Annotated in this window: 19 protein-coding genes and 1 pseudogene; 13 read left to right on the top strand and 7 right to left on the bottom strand. The window is 61.0% G+C overall.

Annotation, left to right across the window (positions count from 1 at the left end):
* Positions 1-42: 42 nt before the first annotated feature.
* Positions 43-1,467, bottom strand: a complete 1,425-nt coding sequence (locus JW792_RS04480; RefSeq protein ID WP_135996986.1) for a serine hydrolase domain-containing protein — start codon at positions 1,465-1,467, stop codon at positions 43-45.
* A gap of 226 nt (positions 1,468-1,693) precedes the next feature.
* Between JW792_RS04480 and JW792_RS04475 the strand changes: the two genes are divergently transcribed.
* Complete coding sequence (locus JW792_RS04475; RefSeq protein ID WP_206340898.1) at positions 1,694-2,410, top strand: type IV toxin-antitoxin system AbiEi family antitoxin domain-containing protein; 717 nt, start codon at positions 1,694-1,696, stop codon at positions 2,408-2,410.
* A complete protein-coding gene (locus tag JW792_RS04470) occupies positions 2,403-3,257 on the top strand; it encodes a nucleotidyl transferase AbiEii/AbiGii toxin family protein (protein WP_135996988.1) in 855 nt (284 codons plus the stop codon). Before JW792_RS04475 ends, JW792_RS04470 begins: the two co-directional genes overlap by 8 nt.
* Before the next feature lie 141 nt (positions 3,258-3,398).
* Here JW792_RS04470 and JW792_RS04465 read toward each other — a convergent pair whose 3' ends face one another.
* Positions 3,399-4,124, bottom strand: coding sequence for a hypothetical protein (locus JW792_RS04465; RefSeq protein WP_135996990.1), 726 nt, complete (start codon positions 4,122-4,124; stop codon positions 3,399-3,401).
* Between the two features lie 110 nt (positions 4,125-4,234).
* Between JW792_RS04465 and JW792_RS04460 the strand changes: the two genes are divergently transcribed.
* Positions 4,235-5,128, top strand: a complete 894-nt coding sequence (locus JW792_RS04460) for an IS481 family transposase (protein ID WP_135997627.1) — start codon at positions 4,235-4,237, stop codon at positions 5,126-5,128.
* Positions 5,129-5,191: 63 nt separating this feature from the next.
* Here JW792_RS04460 and JW792_RS04455 read toward each other — a convergent pair whose 3' ends face one another.
* Positions 5,192-5,602, bottom strand: coding sequence for a MerR family transcriptional regulator (locus tag JW792_RS04455; RefSeq protein ID WP_084391392.1), 411 nt, complete (start codon positions 5,600-5,602; stop codon positions 5,192-5,194).
* Positions 5,603-5,739: 137 nt separating this feature from the next.
* Here JW792_RS04455 and JW792_RS04450 point away from each other — a divergent pair, with 137 nt between their 5' ends.
* Complete coding sequence (locus JW792_RS04450) at positions 5,740-6,399, top strand: cation diffusion facilitator family transporter (RefSeq protein ID WP_084391393.1); 660 nt, start codon at positions 5,740-5,742, stop codon at positions 6,397-6,399.
* Positions 6,396-6,899 carry a signal peptidase II gene (lspA, locus tag JW792_RS04445; protein WP_084391394.1) on the top strand — a complete coding sequence of 168 codons (504 nt, stop codon included), beginning with the start codon at positions 6,396-6,398 and terminating at the stop codon, positions 6,897-6,899. Before JW792_RS04450 ends, lspA begins: the two co-directional genes overlap by 4 nt.
* A gap of 88 nt (positions 6,900-6,987) precedes the next feature.
* Here the strand turns inward: lspA and JW792_RS17190 are convergent.
* Positions 6,988-7,215 (bottom strand): annotated as a pseudogene (locus JW792_RS17190) (multicopper oxidase domain-containing protein); the annotation flags it as partial.
* 87 nt (positions 7,216-7,302) lie between these two features.
* Between JW792_RS17190 and JW792_RS04435 the strand changes: the two are divergent.
* The 3 genes from JW792_RS04435 (at position 7,303) to JW792_RS04425 (ending at position 10,772) form a co-directional block, all read left to right on the top strand.
* Positions 7,303-8,651 (top strand): IS3 family transposase gene (locus JW792_RS04435; RefSeq protein ID WP_206340810.1). Its coding sequence is split into 2 segments (ribosomal slippage): positions 7,303-7,636 and positions 7,636-8,651, totalling 1,350 coding nucleotides; the frame shifts between segments, so codons are not numbered across the junction.
* Between the two features lie 118 nt (positions 8,652-8,769).
* Complete coding sequence (locus tag JW792_RS04430) at positions 8,770-10,341, top strand: efflux RND transporter permease subunit (RefSeq protein WP_241095055.1); 1,572 nt, start codon at positions 8,770-8,772, stop codon at positions 10,339-10,341.
* On the top strand, positions 10,338-10,772 hold the full coding sequence (locus JW792_RS04425) for a copper-binding protein (protein ID WP_206340897.1): 435 nt from the start codon (positions 10,338-10,340) through the stop codon (positions 10,770-10,772). The genes JW792_RS04430 and JW792_RS04425 overlap by 4 nt, the downstream gene beginning before the upstream one ends.
* Before the next feature lie 90 nt (positions 10,773-10,862).
* Here JW792_RS04425 and JW792_RS04420 read toward each other — a convergent pair whose 3' ends face one another.
* The 3 genes from JW792_RS04420 to JW792_RS04410 form a co-directional block, all read right to left on the bottom strand.
* Positions 10,863-11,300: a hypothetical protein gene (locus tag JW792_RS04420; protein WP_192900998.1), complete on the bottom strand. Its 438-nt coding sequence runs from the start codon at positions 11,298-11,300 to the stop codon at positions 10,863-10,865.
* Position 11,301: 1 nt separating this feature from the next.
* Complete coding sequence (locus JW792_RS04415) at positions 11,302-13,263, bottom strand: conjugal transfer protein TraG (protein ID WP_135997610.1); 1,962 nt, start codon at positions 13,261-13,263, stop codon at positions 11,302-11,304.
* Between the two features lie 144 nt (positions 13,264-13,407).
* Entirely contained in the window at positions 13,408-13,980 is a 573-nt protein-coding gene (locus JW792_RS04410) for a methyltransferase family protein (RefSeq protein ID WP_135997611.1), read from the bottom strand.
* A 78-nt stretch (positions 13,981-14,058) separates the two neighbouring features.
* On the opposite strand from JW792_RS04410, the gene JW792_RS04405 reads away from it, so the two are divergent.
* The 5 genes from JW792_RS04405 to JW792_RS04385 all read left to right on the top strand — a co-directional run bounded on the left by JW792_RS04405 (position 14,059) and on the right by JW792_RS04385 (position 20,716).
* Positions 14,059-14,508 carry a MerR family transcriptional regulator gene (locus JW792_RS04405; RefSeq protein ID WP_135997612.1) on the top strand — a complete coding sequence of 150 codons (450 nt, stop codon included), beginning with the start codon at positions 14,059-14,061 and terminating at the stop codon, positions 14,506-14,508.
* Between the two features lie 106 nt (positions 14,509-14,614).
* Positions 14,615-14,959: a hypothetical protein gene (locus JW792_RS04400; RefSeq protein WP_135997613.1), complete on the top strand. Its 345-nt coding sequence runs from the start codon at positions 14,615-14,617 to the stop codon at positions 14,957-14,959.
* Between the two features lie 81 nt (positions 14,960-15,040).
* Complete coding sequence (locus tag JW792_RS04395; protein ID WP_135997614.1) at positions 15,041-16,339, top strand: TolC family protein; 1,299 nt, start codon at positions 15,041-15,043, stop codon at positions 16,337-16,339.
* A complete protein-coding gene (locus tag JW792_RS04390; RefSeq protein ID WP_135997615.1) occupies positions 16,336-17,580 on the top strand; it encodes an efflux RND transporter periplasmic adaptor subunit in 1,245 nt (414 codons plus the stop codon). The genes JW792_RS04395 and JW792_RS04390 overlap by 4 nt, the downstream gene beginning before the upstream one ends.
* A gap of 13 nt (positions 17,581-17,593) precedes the next feature.
* Positions 17,594-20,716 (top strand): efflux RND transporter permease subunit, encoded by a 3,123-nt coding sequence (locus JW792_RS04385; RefSeq protein WP_135997616.1) that lies wholly within the window; start codon positions 17,594-17,596, stop codon positions 20,714-20,716.
* Position 20,717: the final 1 nt, after the last annotated feature.

The following is a 20,717-nucleotide window of genomic DNA, read 5'->3' as shown; positions in this document are numbered from 1 at the left end:
ATTTCTCTCTCGCTGCCTTGCCGCAGTTAGGCCGGAGCCGGGCTAATCGGCCTGGAGGGGCGCAGCGCTCATGCCCCAGATCGTGAGTGTTCCCGTGTTCCAGTCCACCTGGACTGCGTCTCCGGTCTCAACAAGGCTCATACGATCGGTGCTGGTCGGCACGACGCGATACCGAGAGCCGCGTGCAGTGATCAACTCGAATTCCGACCCTCGGCGTTTCAATTCGATTTCGAAACCGGCCGGCGCCACACCGTATCGCCCGGCAGTCGCCTCGAGCCGTGCTTCGCTCCAGGCGGCCGCCGACAGGCGGGGCGACTCCCCGAAGCCGGGCCAGCCGTAACTGCGCCCATAGGTGCGCAGGACATCGTCGATGAGATGATGGCCAGCCTGTCCGTTGGTCATGATGACGATCCCATCACCCGTTTCCGGGTAAGCGACAAGGTAGGCCCGGTAGCCGAGCGACCATCCGGCGTGGGACAGGCGGCGGGCCTCGCCCTCGCCGTCGACGCCGAAGCCCAGTCCCATGCCCTGGACCACGGGCTGTGCCATCAGGCGCGCAGATTCCGGCGATACCACACCCCCGGCCTCTCCTCGATAACTGCGCATGTAGGACAGGAGCAGGTTCGCAAGCTCGGTCGGCGAAGACCACAGGCCGGCGGCTGCCGCCTGGGGGTACTCCGCCCATCCGCCTTCAACTGGCGCGCCGGTCCAGTCATGGCCGAACGACGCGCCGTCGGCATGCTCGCGCAACGCATAGCTGGAATCCGTCATGCCGGCAGGGTCGAACACGCGCTGGCGCAAATATGACTCGAACGGCTGGCCGGTCACGTCCTGGATCAAGGCTTGCAGCACCATGTAGCCGCCGCCGGAGTACGCATAGGCCCCCTTTGGCGAAACGGGTGACACCGGGTCGCCGTAGGACTCCGGTGCGCCGTCGAGGATCTGCGTCAACGAGGGCGGCGGCGTTCCACGCTCCAGCCCCGGATAGGATCGTGGACCAAGACCGGACGTGTGGGAAAGCAAGTCCCTGACCGTTACCGGCTCGCCGGGATTCAATTCAGGAATGCGCCAACTTTCGAGATAGCTGTTCGCTGGTGCGTCCAGGTCGACCAAGCCGTCGTCCACCAGGCTCATCACCGCGAACGCAGCGACGGGTTTGCTGATCGAGGCTGCCTGAAACTGCGTGTCCGGCGTCGCGGGTGTCGAGCCACCATTTGCAAGCGTCCCGACCACGGAGCGCTCCACGAGCTCGAAATCCTCGATCCGCGCCAGACTAACTGCCACGACACCGTAGCGTCGCATGCGCATTTCCAGCGTCGGTCCCGGGTCGCCGTCAAGTTCGACAGCGGGAACGATCACGAGGGCTTCGTCCAGGCTCACAGGCTCATCAGCGATCGCCTTCTCGACGAATGGTCCCGCGAGAATTCCGGCCAGAACGGCAAACAGCCCGGTGACGATGCCCGGCAACCTCACTTCCCTACTCCCACTCGATGATGAAAGAACTGAAATTATAGTTTTGAATCAACGCTTTGCAAAAAAACCTGTGGAAAACTACCGTCGCCGATTCCGGCAATATCGTTCCGTAGGCAAATTGAATGATGCACGCATGACGCGTCGTTGCAGTTGCCACGATTCCAGTGCACAGCCTGACCTTAGCCGAATTACGGTGTCGGCTCCAGCTTGCGATCGCATCATGGCCGGACTGCTCTTATCACCGGCTCGACGAATGCCAATCAATGTGTTACATAACCTCGGACAGAAATGCATCTTGTCCGAGAATATGAAACACGCCTCTTCACACCCCGTCACCCAGCAGGACAGGCTCCTCGCCTATCTCCGCGATCACGACATCGCCCGCGCTTTCGAGCTGCGGGAGATCGGCGTCAGCGCCACCGCGATCTCAAGGGCGGTGGAAGCCGGCAACGTGGTCCGGATTGGTCGCGGCCTCTATCAGGCAGCCGATGCGGAAGCAGACCTCAACACCAATCTGGCGGAAGTCGCCAAGCGGGCACCGCGGTCGGTCATCTGCCTTCTCTCCGCACTGGCCTTTCATGGTCTAACAGACCAACTCCCCCGCAAGGTCTGGTTTGCGATTGGCGCGAAGGACTGGGAGCCGTCGATCGCCTATCCGCCCGTGCGCGTCGTCAGGTTCCGCGAGCCCTATTTTTCGGACGGCATCGAGACACACAGGATCGGCGGAACGCAGGTGCGCATCTATTCCGTGCCAAAATCGATTGCAGATGCTTTCCGCAATCCGAAACTGGTCGATCGGTCGGTTGCGATCGAGGCGCTCAAGGCGGCCCTCGATCAACGCAAGGCCACGCCGGCCGTCCTGATGCAGGCCGCTGCGGACTATGGCGCCGCCAGGATCATGCGCCCCTATCTGGAGGCGCTGACCTCGAATGGCTAAGTCACCAACGAACATCGCAACTTCGGTTCGCCAGCGCCTCCTGAACCTTGCCCGGTCAGAGGGCCGCGACTTCCAGACGCTGCTTGTGGCGTTTGGCCTGGAACGGCTGATCTTTCGCCTCTCCAAATCTCCGCACCGTGACAAGTTTGTCCTGAAGGGCGGAATGCTGGTCACCCTCTGGACCACCGATCCCGGCCGCTTCACACGCGACATTGATTTCCTCGCGTTCGGCGAAACCGGCGATGCAGCGCTGACCACCATTTTTGCGGAAATCTTGGCACTCGACGCCGGCGACGGTCTTGAGTTCAGCATCGACACCATCACCACGACAGACATACGCGAAGATCAGGTCTATGGCGGCAAACGACTGCGAACGGTGGCCCATCTCGGCAAGACAGAAATTCCGATCACCATTGATCTTGGCTTCGGTGACGCCCTGCCCGATCCACACTATGAGATCGAATACGGATCGATCCTCGATTTCGAAGCCGCACGCATACGCGCCTATTCACCTGCCACGGTGATCGCCGAGAAGTTCCAGGCGGTCGTCGCGCTCGGTCTCATCAACGGCCGCATGAAAGACTTCTACGATCTCTGGGCCATCCCGAAGGCGACCGAAATTGATCCGGCAGACCTGCGTGCAGCCATCGCGGCCACGTTCGAACGCCGAAACACACCTGTCCCGACGGAGGCGCCCCAAGGTCTCTCCGTTGCATTCGCTGAAGATGCGGCGAAGGCCAGGCAATGGCTGACCTACGCTGAAGGTACGGAACTCAAAGGCGTCCCGCTAGGCACGGTCTTGGCCGATATCTGGACCTATCTGAGAGCAGCCCTCGACATAAACTGAAGTCGATGGCTCAGCGTCGGTGTAAAGATTCCTCAGTGTCCTCTTCGTGGCCCGCTAAAGCACCCTTGAGGGTTACGAAGGTTACACTCCACCCGCCCCTCGTCGAGCAGGCCTTAGTCGGTCTCCGGTCGAAGCACGCATTCAATGCAGCGTCACCAAACCGACCTGACCATCAAGCGGGAACAGAAAGGCCTCCGACCAAAGACTGGTCGTCGTGTAGACGCGTTCAGCGAAATGTTGTCGATCGTCTGACATTGTCTCGGCCAGTAAGCCCATCCAGCACAGCGGCTGAAGCACCTGTGACCAGATCATTCCCGGCGTGCGGTCATAGGGCTGTCCGGCGTCCGGTGGACCATAGAGGATTTCCCGAAGCGCGCCGCATGTCACGCCGTTCGCCGCCTCCGTATTCAGTACACCGAGAAACACATCCCAGTTGCCAAGCCTCGGCTCGGGCATCCGGGACGAGGCGGCATGATCGATTTCGAACAGCCAGAACGGCGCCATCAGGTTGAAGAGATCGCCGGACTTGCCAGCAACCTCCCTGCCCGCCTTGGTGAGCCGACAGGTCAGCTTGTAATGCCGGATCAGCTTCAGTTTCAGCAAAACGAAATGCAGGGCTTCGAGCGGCGGGAAATCGTACTCATTCAGCACCTTGTCGACGAGGAACAGCTTGTCCTCTTCCCAGCCTGGCCAGTCGAACTCGGCAGCCGCCCAGTGCACGAACTTGCGTTGAAACGCCTTACCCTTCGTCAGGCCGATCGCATCATGTTCGGCCAGATAGGCCAGAAGCTTTTGCGCTGCGCCAATCATGGGCGCACCGGCAAGTGCAGGCTCATCATTCTTCACGGGCTGGAGCAGGAACGTCATCGCAAATTCATCGTCAGGCTTGTTCGCCAAACAGGGTAACGACTGTAGATATGTACAATTCAGCGAGACACCTTCTTTAATATCCCCGCTGGGGAAGGAAGGTGGTTTCAATGAACAGCGATCAGCGAGAGATTCAACGCAAACTTCGGGTTTTGCAGCATGCCGACAGAAACGGTGATGTGAGCAAGACATGTCGGTATTTCGGGATCGGGCGTGCGAGCTTTTATCGATGGCGCAAAGCCTATGCAGACAAGGGTGATGCCGGCCTGCTTGTCGCCCGTTCTGTGCCACATAATCATCCCAACAAGATGCCACCTGAGGTCGAAGACAAGATCCTTCATCTTCGACGAACGTATCATCTCGGACCGATCCGGATCGTCTGGTACCTTGAGCGCTATCACGCCATCAAAGTATCCGACGCAGGAGTCTATCGCACCCTCAAGCGTCATGGACTGAACCGCCTGCCTCGGGGGACCCGATTGAGAAAGGTGCACACCCAGCGCTACAACAAGCAGGTGCCGGGCCATCATATCCAGATGGATGTCAAGTTCCTGATCTTCAGAGGAAAACAGGGCCAGAAGGTCAAGCGTTACCAGTACACAGCGATTGACGACGCCACGCGGGTGCGCGCCTTGAAAGTTTACAAGCGCCACACTCAGGCGAGCGCCATCGATTTCGTGGATCACATCGTCGAGAAGTTTCCATTCCGCATCCAACAGATACGCACCGACAATGGTCATGAGTTCCAGGCCAAGTTCCATTGGCATGTCGAGGACAAGGGTATCCGCCACGTTTACATCAAGCCGAGCAGCCCTCAGCTCAACGGCAAAGTGGAGCGCTCACATCGATCAGACCAGCAGGAGTTCTACCAGTTGTTGTCGTACAAAGACGATGTCGATCTGGAAGCCAAGCTCGACGAATGGGAGCGCTTCTATAACTTCGCCAGACCACATGGAGCCTTTGGAGGAAAAACACCTTACGAGGCGCTCCGGGAACGGCTATAATCCTACCGTCAGGTGTCTCGCTGATTGGTCCATATTACATTCCTACTTTAACCCATTGAGCGATCAACGTGTTGCTTTGGTGATGCTCTCCATTATCGTGCACGTCGCTACTTCGCCTCCGGCACAGGACACAATCATATCTTTCAATTCCTTTTTAAGGGCGCGCAATTGCTTCAGACGCTTGTCCACTTCTCCAAGATGGTGACGGGCAACTCGGTCTACTTCCAGGCAATCTGCATTAGGAGTCAATTGAAGGTCAATGAGTTCCCTAATGGCTTCGATTGGAAAGCCGAGATCACGGCATTGCCGAATAAAGAGCAGCCTATTGGACGACGCTTCGTCATAAACTCGCTGTCCACCTGATGTGCGTCCCGGTTCAGGGAGCAGTCCGATAGACTCATAATACCGTATTGTCGTGATTTTTACCCCGGAGAGTTTTGATAACTGCCCAATTGAACGGTTTTGGTCTGGCATTTCATTTTTCCCCTTGAACCTATAGCAGCTATAGGGTGCAACGAACTAAATCAATGAATGAAACAGACAAGTTTGACGGTCGTAACGCCGTTCCATGAAGCTGTTTTCGCTCAAATGTTAGGAGGAGAGGATAGGCTATGGCGGATGATGATTGCTGCGGAGTTGATGAAGAACAGATCCGTTCACCCGGTTATCGCCGAGCCCTATGGATCGTTGTTGCCTTGAATGTGGGCTACGGCGTCATAGAGCTTTTCGGGGGCTTCATGGCCAATTCTCAGGCGCTGAAAGCAGATGCCCTCGATTTTTTAGGCGACGGGTCGATCACATTTCTCGGGCTACTTGCGATCGGTTGGTCGCTGGCCTGGCGGGCGCGGTCTGCATTCATTCAAGGCATCTTTCTCGGCCTGCTCGGGCTTTGGGTGCTCGCCTCTACCGTTCTCAAGACCCTCACGGACACACCTGTTGAAGCCGGCTTAATGGGACTTTTCGCGTTAGTTGCCTTGATCGTGAATCTCATCGCTGTCCTGCCTTTGCTGCCTTATCGCGACGGTGACGCCAATATGCGCGCTGTGTGGCTTTTTTCACGCAATGATGCGATCGGCAATGTGGCTGTTATCATCGCCGCAGGTCTGGTTGCCTTGACGTCTACTCGCTGGCCCGACCTCATCGTGGCCTTCCTGATTGCGGCTTTGTTTCTTCATTCGGCGTGGAACATTTTGCGCGATGCGCGTCGCGATCTAAGTGTCGTCACGTCCCGCAAGACAGACCCGTTGGCGAGTGAGGCAAACCCAGAATGACGCAGCACGTTCGTTGGCTGGGAACCTCTATCGCGGTAGTGATCCTGATCGCCGACCTATCCACAAAAGCCACTATGATACCCTATTTGACCGAGTCCGGCGGCTTGGTTGAGCTGCTCCCGTTTGTAGATTTGAGACTGGGGTATAATCGCGGCGTCAGCTTCGGTCTGCTAAGTTCAAACAGCGAGTGGGCGCCATGGGCACTGGCTTTCATCGCGTTCATCGTGTCTGCTTATTTGGCGATGCGGTTGTGGCGCGCCACGTATAAGCATGATGCAATCTGGGCCGGATTGATCATCGGCGGCGCTCTGGGCAACGCCATTGACCGTCTGATTGACGGCGTTGTTACAGATTTCATTGATATTCATGTTTTAGGATTTCACTGGCCAACCTTCAATCTCGCTGACATCGCCATTGTTCTTGGTTTAGCAATAGTGATGTTGAAAGGTATGAGACCTTCAGAGAAACAGATAGTTGCAAATCAAGATACTATCGGTTGAATAGGTTGGGTGAGCGCTCATATGAAGCTTCCAATCAAACAGGATAGGAGATCGGGATAACCACTCGGTCTGTTAGGTATTGTATGGATTATGTTTCGACGACGAACTGCCCCATCATCCCGGCATCTTCATGTTCGAGTATATGACAATGGTACATGTAAGGTGTATCCGGGTCTGCATAATCTTTAAATGACAACAGCAACCGCACGCGCTCGCGCGGCGCTAGCAGTACAGTATCCTTTAAGCCGGTTTCGTGCTGAGCAGGGGGCCTACCATTGCGGTCCAAAATTCTGAATTGGACATCATGTACGTGAAACTGTCCCCCGTCAGCGACCATGAGACAGATCGGGAAAATTGCTTAAGGAGGATTTCTGGCACATCGTAGCCCGCCAAGGGGACGAAGATGAGACAGAAATCCGGGCCGGAGGGATCGGCCGAAAAACATGTGAAGGAAATCCGCCGCAAGACCCGGCGTAAATTCTCCGCCGAAGAGAAGATCCGCATCGTACTGGAAGGCCTGCGCGGCGAGTATTCGATTGCCGAACTGTGTCGGCGTGAGGGGATCGCTCAGGGGCTGTACTACACCTGGTCGAAGGAGTTTCTCGAAGCTGGCAAGAAGCGCTTGTCGGGCGACACGGAGCGGCAGGCGACATCCGGCGAGGTGAGTGGCCTGAAGCGTGAGATGCGCGATCTGAAGGAGGTCGTTGCCGACCTGACGCTGGAAAACCGCATCCTCAAAAAAAGCGTGATCGGGGATGGGGAGGATATCGAATGAGATACCCCGCGTCCGAGAAGCTGGAGATCATCCGGCTGGTGGAGCAATCGCATCAGCCCGTGAAAAGAACGCTGGAACAGATCGGCGTGTCACGTCCGACCTTCTATCGCTGGTATGACCTTTACCGGCGGTTCGGTGAAGCCGGGCTTGAGGATCGGCGCAGCGGCTCCGGCCGGGTCTGGAACCGCATCCCGAACGAGGTGCGTCAGCAGGTACTGGAAATGGCCCTGGATCAACCGGAACTATCTCCCCGGGAATTGGCGGTGACGTTCACCGATGAGAAGCACTACTTCGTCTCCGAGGCCAGTGTTTACAGGCTTTTGAGGGCGCACAACCTGATCACGAGCCCGGCTTTCATCGTGATGAAAGCGGCTGATGAGTTCAGGGAGAAGACCACCGGGCCGAACCAGCTCTGGCAGACCGACTTCACCTATCTGAAAGTGATCGGCTGGGGATGGTTCTATCTCTCCACCGTGCTTGACGACTTCTCCCGCTACATCATTGCCTGGAAGCTCTGTACCGGCATGGCGACGAGCGATGTGCAGGATACGCTGAACCTGGCGCTTGAGGCTTCCGGACTCGATGAAGTAAACGTGATCCATCGCCCAAGACTACTCTCAGACAACGGACCTTCCTACATCTCTGGCGATCTGGCTGAGTATCTTGCCGACAAGGGAATGAAGCATACGCGCGGCGCGCCGTATCATCCCCAGACGCAAGGAAAGATCGAGCGCTGGCATCAGACGCTGAAGAACCGCATCCTGTTGGAAAACTACTTCCTGCCCGGAGACCTTGAAGCGCAGATCGACGCGTTCGTTGGCTACTACAACCATCAGCGCTATCACGAGAGCCTGAACAATCTCACTCCGGCAGATGTCTATACGGGCCGCGGCCAGACCATCCTGCTCGAACGTGAGAAAATCAAAAGGAGGACGATGAAACTACGGCGCTTGCAGCACGCCCAATCCGCTGCTTAACTCAAACCAGATGCGCCAGACCCTCCTTAAGTCAGGCAGCCTGAAGTCTCAAATTACCTGACGACGGACAGTCTGGGCGTACAAGCCCGTCCTGCATCTTGCCTTACGGTTCAAGTGGGTGACGGTAGCCATAGCCGTCGCACTCACGGCCAGCGTGATCGTGCCCATAAAGCGTATCGGTTCTGAATTCATGCCGGCGCTCTATGAGGGCGAACTTTTGTACATGCCAACAACCCTGCCGGGCGCATCGGCCACGAAGATGCGGGAAATTCTCGGCCAGACCAATCGCGTCATCATGACCGTGCCCGAAGTCGAGCGCGTCTTCGGTAAGGCCGGCCGCGCCGACACCGCGACAGACCCCGCGCCGCTCACCATGATCGAAAGCTGGATCGCCCTGAAGCCGAAGGACCAGTGGCGGTCCGGCATAACGGTAGACGACATCACTGCCGAGCTTGACCAGCGCCTCAATATGCCCGGCCTTGTGAATAGCTGGGGATATCCGATCAAGATCCGCATGGACATGGTCTCGACCGGCATCCGCACGCCCCTCGGGATCAAGGTGACCGGCGACGACCTGACAGAAATCGAGGCGCTGGCCCGCGACATCGAGGCGGTGGTAACAGGCATTCCCGGCACCCGCTCGGCTTTTGCCGACCGGGTTCTCGGCGGGCGCTATCTCGACATCACGCCCGACCGCGCCGAGCTTGCCCGGCGCAATATCGACATGGGCGTGTTCCAGGGCGTCGTACAAACCGCGCTTGGCGGCATGCCGCTGGCGCAATCGGTTGAGGGCCGCGAGCGCTATGACATCATCGCGCGCTATGACCGGCCGTTCCGCGAAAGCCCGGAAGACTTCGAACAGATCCTCGTGCCAACGCCCGCCGGCGCACACATCCCGCTCGGCGAACTGGCGACGATTGCCTATGCCGAGGGCCCGCCCATGATCCGCTCCGAAAATGCCCGGCTGACAGGCTGGGTCTTCGTCGATATCGAAGGCCGCGACATGGGCGGCTATGTTGCTGAAGCGCGCGCCGCTGTGGCTGAGGCGGTCGACCTGCCGGCTGGCTATGCGGTGGAATTTGCGGGGCAATATGAACAGCTGGAAGAGGCCAACGCCCGGCTCGCCATCGCCATCCCGGCAGCGGTCGCTCTGATATTCCTTTTGCTGATGCTGCATTTCGGGCGGCTGGATCGGACGCTGATCATCATGGCGAGTCTGCCCTTCGGGCTGATCGGCGGGCTCTGGGCGGTATGGCTCGCGGGATACAATCTCTCCGTCGCCGTGGCCGTCGGCTTCATCGCGCTCGGCGGGATCGCCGTTGAGACCGCCGTCATCATGCTGCTCTATATCGACAGCGAAGTGCGCAAGGCGCAGCCGCAAACCCGCACTGAACTCTTTGCCGCCATCAGCCGGGGCGCCGCCATGCGCGTGCGTCCGAAACTCATGACCGTACTGACAATCTTTGCGGGCCTCGCGCCGATCTTCCTGACCGATGGCCTCGGCTCAGATGTCATGAGGCGGATCGCCCTGCCAATGATCGGCGGCATGGCGTCCACCCTTCTCCTCACCCTGATCGTCATCCCGGCAATCTATTATATCCGCACAGGGTTCCAGCTTTCCGCGCGCGCCGAAAACAATGAAGACAGCTCAATTTCACTCAAACCTAGCCTCGAAGGAGACACACAATGAAATCTCTTATCCCGATCACAGCAAGCCTGTTCGCCCTCAGCGTGGCCGCGTGCGGCAATGCCGACGAGACACCGCCTGGCTCAGAACGTGCGGCCGAAATGCCAACGGAGATGGTCGAAGAGGGCGCCATGGACCAAGCCGATCACGCCATGGGCGATGGCATCGGTCGTGCCACCGGCACCATCCGATCGGTCGGCAGCCAGGGCGATTTTCTGACCATTGAGCACGGCGAATTCGCAGGCGACATCCAGATGGGTGCCATGACGATGGGCTTTGACATCATGGGCGAGGTCGATCTCTCGGGGTTCGCCGAGGGTGACGAAGTCGCCTTCATGGTCAAGCAGGGCCGTGATGGCTCGTACCGGATCATGGCTATCTGCAATACGGCCGAAGAGGGCGCGGACTGTCTTGACGGCATGATGGATCCCTGAGGGCCCGTTTAGAATCATCGAAAATCTGATGCGCGTTCTGGTCAGCCGATCCAGGCATCGCAGCAGGCTGCCCCCACGAGCCTGCCGGTATCAATCAGAATCAGGACCGCCGACGTCACCGGTTGACGCATCAATTCCGTCCAGCCTTGCGGCCACACTGCGCGCATTGCCGAGCTTCTTCGCCACCTGCTGGATGAAATGATCGAAGCGCCTCTGGCCAAGGGCGTGGGCGGCGTCGCGCTCACCTTCCGGGATCGGTTCGGTGCGCGTCAGCCAGTAGAAGACAAAATGGGCGAGCGTTTCGAGGCAGAGCGCTGTGTCCCGCTCAATCTCGCCCTGCCGCCGGTCGAAGGCATCCATGCGGCGAAGAAGCCGTTCCTCCAGCACCAAATTAGCTTCCGGGTCGAAATAACGGTTAAGCGCGTCTTCCACGACTTTGGCCTTGGTCACGCCCGGCATGGATGTGCGCCGTTCGAGCTCGGCATGCAGCTTGTGGGGCAGTCGCAGGTTCACGCGTGGTTTGGGCATCTCAGAACTCCGGCAAGGTATCGTCATCGGCAAGGTCGAGCGCGGCAGCGCGCCGGATCGTCTCAAGCGCCTGATCGCCGGGTGCGTCTCCGGTGTCGTCGAGTTCCGGTTCGGGCGTCTGATCGTGCTCCGGTGTCGCCACCCGTTCCGGCGGATCGAGCACCGGGGCGATATCGCGCCCGCCCTCATCAGCGGCATTCCGGACGGGGACGACCGTGGCTGGTCTGCCCTCAATCATCTCAGTCCATACAGTCACGATGTGCGACGCAATCGCCGCGACCGAAGCCGCAGGCAGAACCCGCCCTGTAAAATTGCGATCCTCGAAATAGCGCAGCTTCTTCGCCAGAATGGGCGGCGTGCCCGATACCATGACCACTTCGTCGGTGGGCGCCATCTGCATGACCTCGCCGGGCGTCATCAATGCGCGCTGGGTTTCCTGCCGGGAGACCATCATGTGCGAGAGCCAGGGCGCGAGGCGGTGGCCCGTATAATTCTTCTGCGACCGGAGCTCCGTCTTGGCGCCCAGCGCCTCGGATATCCGCTTGGCGGTGCGCTCATCATTGGTCGCAAAGGCGATGCGGACATGGCAATTGTCGAGGATCGCATTGTTCGGCCCATAAGCCTTCTCGATCTGGTTCAGCGACTGGGCGATGAGATAGGCCCGCACGCCATAGCCCGCCATGAAAGCGAGCGCGCTCTCGAAGAAGTCGAGCCGTCCGAGCGCCGGAAACTCGTCCAGCATCAGGAGCAGTTTGCGACGTCCCGGATCGGGCAATGATTCGGTCAGTCTGCGTCCGATCTGATTAAGTATGAGCCGCACCAGAGGCTTGGTCCGCGACAGGTCCGACGGCGGCACAACGAGGTAGAGCGAAACGGGCCGCTCCCCCTCGACCAGATCGCTGATCCGCCAGTCGCTCGCCGAGGTCACCGCCGCCACGACCGGGTCGCGGTAAAGCGACAGGAAGCTGAGCGCCGTGGACAGGACGCCAGAGCGCTCATTCTCCGATTTGTTCAACAGTTCCCGCGCCGCCTGGGCGACCACAGGATGCACCGTGCGCGTCCCATCGCCTTCGCGCACATGCTTTGTCTTCAGCATGACCTGCAGCGTCTTCTCGAAGGTCCGCGACGGGTCGGACAGGAAACGCGCGCATCCGGCCAGCGTCTTGTCTTCGTCCGCATAAAGGACATGCAGGATTACACCGACCAGCAGCGCATGCCCTGTCTTTTCCCAATGATTGCGGCGTTCCAGCGAGCCTTCCGGATCAACCAGAATGTCGGCGATGTTCTGCACATCGCGGACCTCGCCCGCGCCCTTGCGCACTTCCATCAGCGGATTGAAGCGCGGCGAACGGGCATCGGTCGGATCAAAGCGCAGGCAGGTTCCGAAGCCTGAGCGCCACCCCGATGTCAGGTCCCAGTTTTCGCCCTTGATGTCATGCACCACGGCGCTGCCGGTCCAGGACAACAAGGTCGGCACAACCAGCCCCACCCCCTTGCCGGACCGGGTCGGCGCAAAGGCGAGCACATGTTCCGGCCCGTCATGGCGCAGATATTGGCCCTTCCAGCGCCCCAGAAACACGCCATCGCCGCCCAGCAGTTTCGCGCGCACAAGATCACGCTTCTCAGCCCAGCGTGCCGAGCCATAGGTCGTGACGCGCTTTTCCCAGCGCGAGCGCCAAACCGATCCGACAACCGCCGCCAGAATGCCGAGCAGTCCGCCACTGGCAGCGATCGCGCCGCCTCGCGCAAACACATCCGGCGCATAGGCCTCATAGGCATACCACCACTGGAAGAGCCGCCAGGGCCGGTAGACCGGCACCTCACCCCAGATGAACCATGGCCGCCCAAGCGCAGGCTGGTAGCCAAACGTATGCGCCACCCATTGCGTCGCGCCCCAAAGGGTCGCCACGATGATGGTCAGGACAATGAGAAACTGACCAATAAGAATTTTCGACGGCGACATGGACAAGGGCTCCCAAACAGAAAACCCCTCCAATGTTCCGCACACGCACCGCCCTGCCCAGTGTGAATGGCGGCAAATGGCGGCATCAGAATGCGCAGGACAGTCTCCTCAATTCAGAGCGTCCGCCTCGCAGGCCATGTCGCATTACACGCGAAAATATCGCCCTACGCGCTGGCAATACTCGGTATAGGCCCCACCGAAGATGCGGGTCAGGTGCGGCTCTTCCACATAGCGGATATAGAGATGGACAAGCCCCGCAAAGACGAGCGTGAAGACCAGCGCAAGGCCTGATCCGCCCGCAAGCGCAGCGCCCAGAAACATCAGCCCGTAACCGAGATACTGGGGATTGCGCGACCGGCGATAAATGCCCTGTTCGATCAGCACATCTTCCTTCAGTCCATAGACCCGGGCCTGATCGCCATAGGCGCGACGACCGAGATAGATGACAAAAGCCCCCAGAAGGAAAACGCCGGTGCCCCCCGTCAGTGACAACGGTCCGGGCGTATAGAGCCCGCCACGGTCAACAAAGGCGAGCGCAAAACTCGCTAGGGCGTGGCCGTGCATGGCGGCACCGGTCCAGATCGCCATTGGCCAGGACACCCGGCCAAGGCGGACAAAGTCGCGCCGCACAAGCAGAGCCATGGGCAGGGCCAGAACGGCGTTCGCGATCATTGCGGCGACGAGCCACTGGGCGGGGTCATTGGGTAAGGCAGACATGCGGCGATCTTTCTTCAGAATTTGACAAGACGCATGCCCTACAGTCTACAGCGACTGTAGAGACAAGAGGGAATTTTCATGCGCGGCAAACCGATGACGATCGGCCGGATCTCCAAAGCGGCCGGGGTAAAAGTGACGACGATCCGGTATTACGAATCCATTGGGCTGATGGGCACGCCCGACCGCAGCGAAAGCGGCCAACGACTTTACGGACCCGACGCAGTCGAACGCCTGTCCTTCATCCGACACGCCCGCGATCTCGGTTTTTCCGTGGACAGCATCCGTGACCTGATTGCGCTGCAGACGACGCCTCAGGCCGATTGCGCCGCCATTGACGCCGCTGCCCGTCGTCAACTCGCCAATGTCGGAGAGCGCATCGCAAGGTTGCGCGCCCTTGAAGGCGAACTTGAACGCATGGTTCGGTCCTGTGAAGGCGGCGCAGTCGCGACCTGCGCGGTACTGGCCAGTCTGGCGGATCATGATCAGTGCGCGAGCGACGACCATGGTCCCCGCGACATTGCCCTGTAATTTTTCTGTTAAGCGCTTGACCCTCCAGCGACTGCAGGTATTAGACAAAATGATCAACGCGAATTTGCCTCATGTTTTGGCAATCATTTTCTGTTAAGGGTCAAGCATGAGTTTCGGATCTGTCTTTTCCTCACTGCGTTTGATGCTGGCTGCGCTTCTGGCGCTGGCCTTCATCGCTGCGCCGCTGGCGGAGACGGCACATGCATCTGAACCGACTGAAGTCTGCCTGACAGATCATCAGAGAGAAGCGGCCCCGCCGGCGGATGACCAGCAGGGACCTGCGCACGATCACAGAGCCCACCATTGCGGCAGTTGCCATCACCATGTCTGGCGTTCGGGCGAAGCCGAGCCATTTACGCTCACTCCGGCGACCTGCCGGTACCGATTCCTGCCGGACGCCGCGATGCTCGACGCGCCGCCTTACGAAATGCTCCGTCCTCCCCGCGCCTGAAATCTCAACCGCCATCATGCCGGGCCGCTCTTATAGCCTCCGGCATGCGTTTCGAGATATCAGCACGAGGACACTCCCCTAATGTCATTTCTGTTTCGGGGCGCACTCGCCGTCCCGGCGCTTGCCCTGGCCGCACTCCTTGCGGCAGGCAGCGCGTCTGCAAGCCCCTGCACGCCGGGTGGTTCAACCGAACCCGGCGCCCTTTCGCCCGAGATACCGGCAAGTCTTGACGCCGTGATCACCGAAATCCGGCGCGCCTCGCCGGATATCCGCGCCGCCGGTCTTGAAGCCCGCGCGCTCAGCGCAGAGGCCGATCAGGCCGGGCGTCGTCTCAACCCGTCCGTCAGTGTCGAGCTTGAGAATTTCTCCGGAAATGGCGCGCTGTCCGGCTTCGACCGCACCGAATCGACCTTCGCTGTCGAGCAGACCTTCCGCCTTGGCAATAAGCGGGTCCTTTCCGAACGCGCCGCCCGCGCCCGCGCGGCGCTTGGCACGGCTGAATGCAGCGTCATCCTGCGCGAAGCTGAACGCGAGGCCGCACTTGCCTATGCCGATCTCGTCGCCGCCATTGAGACGGCGGCGCTGGCTACCGAGGCCGCAGAGCTTGCGACCGAACTCGCTGAGACAGTCGCAAAGCGGGTCGATGCGGGCGCTGCAGCGCCGCCGGAACTCTCCCGCGCCCAGGCCGATGCCGCCAGCCTGCGCGCTGAGGCAGCCTTTGCCGCAGGCGAGGTCGAGACGCGCGCCTATGCGCTCGCCAGCCTGTGGGGGGCGGCAGAACCCGTCTTCGGTCTGCCGACCGCGTTTGAGATCGCGCCATCGCTGGCAGCAGGCGAACCCGGCAGCCACCCACGCCTTGCCGCTGCCGAGGCGGCGGTGCGCGCGCGCGAAGCCGAGCTGGCCCGCGCCCGCGCAGAAGCGATACCGGATGTCACGCTCTCGGGCGGCTTTCGGCGCTTTGAGGAGACGGGCGACAGCGCCTTTGTCGCCGGTATCAGCGTACCCTTGCCCATCTTCGATCGCGGAGGCGACGCCGCCCGCGCCACCAGTCTTCGCGGCGAGGCCGCAGCGGTGTCAGCACGTGCGGTCGATGCGCGCCTGCGCGCCGAACAGCTCGCCGCGACCGCCAGCGTCCGGGCGTCAAATTCGAGACTATCGATCCTCACCGACGAGGCGCTTCCGGAAGCGGAGGCCGCCTATGCCGCCGCCCTTCAGGGCTACGCCATCGGCCGGTTCGACCTCACCACCACACTTCAGGCCCGCGCGGTGCTCATCGAGACCCGGCGCGCCGTCATCGCCGCGCGCCGGGATGCGCGCGTCGCAGACCTCATCCTCCGCAGCCTGATCGGCGCGGCCCCATTCGACGGAGACACCCAATGACCGACACAAAACTGACCGGGCTGGCGCTTGCGCTCGTTCTCACCCTCGCTGGATGCGGTGCAACTGACACGCCGTCCACGCGCCAGGTTGGCGGCGCTGAAGCCCATGACGATCATGGCGACCATGCTCATGAAGACGGAGATGAGGATCATGACGCGCATGGCGGCGAGCACGAAGGTGATGTCGTTCGGCTGGATGCCGCGAGCGCCGCTGAAGCGGGCATTGTCATCGCGACCGCTGAACTGGGGCGCATCGCCGAAACGCTCTCCCTGCCTGCGGAGCTTCGCTTCGATGCGGATCGCGTGGCGCGGGTCGCTGCCCCGGTCAGCGGCCTCGTCTCGCGCCTCGACAAGGGTGAAGGCGATATCGTCCGGCGCGGCGAGCGCCTTGCACTCCTGTCGAGCCGGGAACTCGCCGAACTGAAGGCGGACTTCCTGACCGCCAAATCTGCTGAAAATCTCGCAGCGTCCAATCTCGCGCGCGAGGAGCGCCTGTTCGACGACAAGATCACCTCGGAGGCAGACCTCGATGCGGCCCGCGCCGCTCTTGTGAGCGCGCGCGTTGCCCGTGAGGCGGTGGAGAACAAGCTCCATGCCGTCGGGGTCAGCGACGCTGTCCTCGACAGCCTCTCTGATGCGCCCGACGGCGCCCTCGCGAATGCAGCCATCCTCGCGCCGATCGCCGGAACGGTGATTTCGCGCAGCGTGTCGCTGGGATCGAGCGTGGAAGCCGGCGGCGAGGCGCTGTTCGTGATCGTGGACGAGTCCAGGCTGTGGGCGGATATCGCCATCTACAAGGCCGATGCCGACAAAATTGCGCCGGGTCAGTTGGTCATTCTGCGCACCCGTGACGGCGCTGATGCCGCACGCGGAGAGATCGCCCTCATCCTGCCGGTCATTGACGAGGCCACCCGCACCGGTACAGCGCGGGTCATCATCGACAATCCGGATAGCCGTCTCAGGCCCGGCCAGTTTGTCACCGCCGAAATCGCGATTGGCGAAGGGGGCCGCATTTTGCACGTGCCATCCGATGCCGTCGTCGAGGTCGAGGGACGCGCATCTGTTTTCGTGCCGGTCGAAGGCGGTTTTGCCCCGCGCCCCGTCGAGACGGGATCGTCCCGGGGCGAGCTCACTGAAATTCGTCAAGGGCTGACAGAGGGCGACCGTTTCGTCTCCGAAGGCGCCTTCACGCTGAAAGCGCAGCTTGAAAAAGACGCGTTCGGCGACGGCCACGCACACTAAGGATCCGATCATCATGCTCAATTTCATGCACAGAATTGCAGGTGGACGCCTGCTGGCGGCGATTGCCGTCATCGCCATGACGCTCGGTGGCCTGTTTGCCTTCCGCAGCCTTCCGGTCGATGCCTTCCCCGATCCGTCCCCCGCGCTCGTTCAGGTCTTCACCGAGACCGAAGGCCTCTCGCCCGAAGAGGTTGAGCGTTATGTCACCTTCCCGATCGAGACCGCCATGTCCGGCCTGCCAAAGGTCAGGGAGATGCGCTCCACCTCCAATTTCGGGCTCTCCGTGGTCAATATCTATTTCGAGGACGGCACGGACGTCTATTTCGCCCGTCAGGTGGTCGGCGAACGCCTCGGCGAGGCCGCCGACGCCATCCCGGCAGGATTCGGCACGCCGAAAATGGGCCCCATCTCCACCGGCCTTGGCATCATCATGTATTTCCGCCTCGTCGATGAAACGGGCACGCGCTCGCTGATCGAACTGCGCGAGATCGCCGACTGGATGATCAAATATCCGCTCCAGTCGGTCGAAGGCGTCACCGAAGTGCTCGCACTTGGAGGATTTGAGAAGCAATACCAGGTGCAGCTCGATCCTGACGCCCTGCTGGCGCAGGACCTTCAGGTCAGCGACGTGATCGCCGCCCTCGAAAGCGCCAACCGCACAGCCGGCGCGCAGTATATCGAGATCGGCGCCGAGCAATACACCGTGCGCGGCGTCGGGCTTGCGACAACAATCGCGGATCTTGAGGAAACCCCGGTCAAGACCGTTGACGGGCGCACGATCCGAGTCGGCGATCTCGGCCAGGTCGTGATCGGCGGGGCGGTCCGTCAGGGCATGGCGACCGCCAATGGCGAAGGCGAAACTGTCGCCGGGCTGGTGCTCAAACTCTATGGCAGCAATACCTCAGACGTGATCGCCAACGCCAAGGCCCGCTTCGAAGAGATCAACGCCTCATTACCCGATGGCGTGCGCGTGATCCCCTATTACGATCAGGGCACGCTGGTGGAGAAAGCTGCGGCAACGGTCACGACGGCGCTCTGGCAGGGCGGCCTGCTGGTGGCCATCGTCGTGTTCCTGTTCCTTGGCGGCTGGCGTCCGAGCCTCGTCGTGGTGATGTCGATCCCGTTCTCCGTCGGGTTTGCCTTCATCGCCATGAATGCGCTCGGCATCGGGGCAAATCTGATGACGCTTGGCGGCGTCGCCATCGCCATCGGCATGATGGTCGACGGGGCCATCGTGATCGCCGAGAATGTCGCGCGCGGGTTTCGTGAACGCGGCGCAGGCGAGGATAATCGCACGACCGTCGCCCGCTCCAGCGCCGAAGTGATTGCGCCACTGGTGGCCGCGGTCGCCGTCGTCATCATCGTGTTCCTGCCGCTCTTCTCGTTGCAGGGGACCGAAGGCAAGATATTCCGCCCGCTGGCAGCCTCCGCCGCGCTCGCCATGACCGGATCGCTGATTTATGCCATGCTTATTGCGCCTGCCTTGGCGCTCGGCCTGATGAGGCCGCCGCGCTCAAACGGCGATACAGTTAAGGAAAGCCGGATCACGCGGATGGTGCGCCCGCTGGCAGCCTTCTTCGTTCACAGGCGGAGCGCAGCCCTCGCCCTTGCCACGCTGCTTCTGGTCGCTGGCGGGTTTGCCGCGACACGGCTCGGCTCGGAGTTCACGCCTGCCCTTGAGGAAGGCGATATTCTCCTGCGGGTCACCATGGCCCCATCAATCTCACTGACAGAAGCCAGCGCGACAGCGACCCGCGTCGAAAGGCGACTCCTCGACACCTTCCCCGAAATTGACTCCATCGTCAGCCGGATCGGGCGCGGCGAGGTCGGCGCCCATGCCGATCCGGTCAACAGTATCGAGGCCTTTGTGGCGCTCAAACCGCGCAGCGAATGGCGGGCGGGGCTCAGTCCGGAAGATCTGCGCGACGCGATATCAGACAATCTCGCCAGCTTTCCGGGCATTCGCGTCAATATCGGCCAGCCCATCGCCATGTCGGTCGATGAACTCCTGACCGGAACGAAGGCGCAGCTCGCGGTGAAGATATTCGGGCCGGACACGCAGGTCCTGCTCGAAGGCTCACAGGCGCTTCAATCCATCCTTCAGGAGGTGCCCGGCGCGAGCGACGTCCAGGCCGACCAGATTACCGGCGCGCCGCAACTCGTCGTCTCGCTCGACCGTGCGGCGCTGGGGCGATATGGGCTCAGCGTCGAAGAGGCACTGGACGCGCTGCGCTCTGGCGTCGGCGGGGCAGAGGCCGGTGTGGTCTTCGAGGGCGTGCGGCAATTCCCGGTCGTCGTGCGCTTCGATGAGGCCGATCGCAACACGCCCGCCGCCATCGGACGCATCATCCTTGAATCCTCAAGTGGTGCGCGCATTCCGCTGGAAAGCGTCGCGGAGATCAGCCAAGTCGTCGGTCCCCGGCAGATCACGCGCGAGAATGGCGAGCGGTTCATCACCGTGCAGCTCAATGTTCGCGATCGTGACATTGGCAGCTATGTCGCCGATGCACAGGCTGCGGTGGAGGCAGGGCTCGACCTGCCACCCGGATACCGGGTCGAATGGGGCGGGCAGTATGAACTGCAGCAGCAGGCCAATGCCCGCTTCGCCGTGGTCATCCCGATCACGCTCGGCATCGTCTTCCTCATCCTGCTCCTCACGTTTGGGCGCCTGATGTCAGCGGTTCTGATCCTTCTGAACATTCCGCTGGCGCTGACAGGCGGGGCGCTCGCGCTCTGGGTCGCGGGCCTGCCGGTTTCGGTACCCGCGACGGTGGGCTTCATCGCCCTGTTCGGAATCGCGCTCGGCAACGGCATGGTGCTGGTCAGCTTCATGGATGACTTCGCAAGAGCCGGACGGGGCCGCGATGAGCTTGCCATCGAGGCAGCAGGCCTTCGGGCCCTTCCCGTCCTGATGACCGCGCTGACGACGGCTTTGGGGCTTGCCCCATTGCTCTTTGCAACGGGCGTCGGTGCAGAGGTCCAGCGGCCACTGGCGACGGTGGTCACCGGCGGTCTCATCTCATCCACCGTGCTGACGCTCCTGGTGGTGCCCGCCCTGCATCGCTGGTTTGCGCCAAAACCGGAGGGGCATCACTCCCTGATCGAGGCCCGGCACGAACACCTATCCGACGCTTGAC

This window comes from Marinicauda algicola (assembly GCF_017161425.1).
Classification (GTDB): domain Bacteria; phylum Pseudomonadota; class Alphaproteobacteria; order Caulobacterales; family Maricaulaceae; genus Marinicauda; species Marinicauda algicola.
This window is presented reverse-complemented; position numbering and strand designations above follow the sequence as displayed.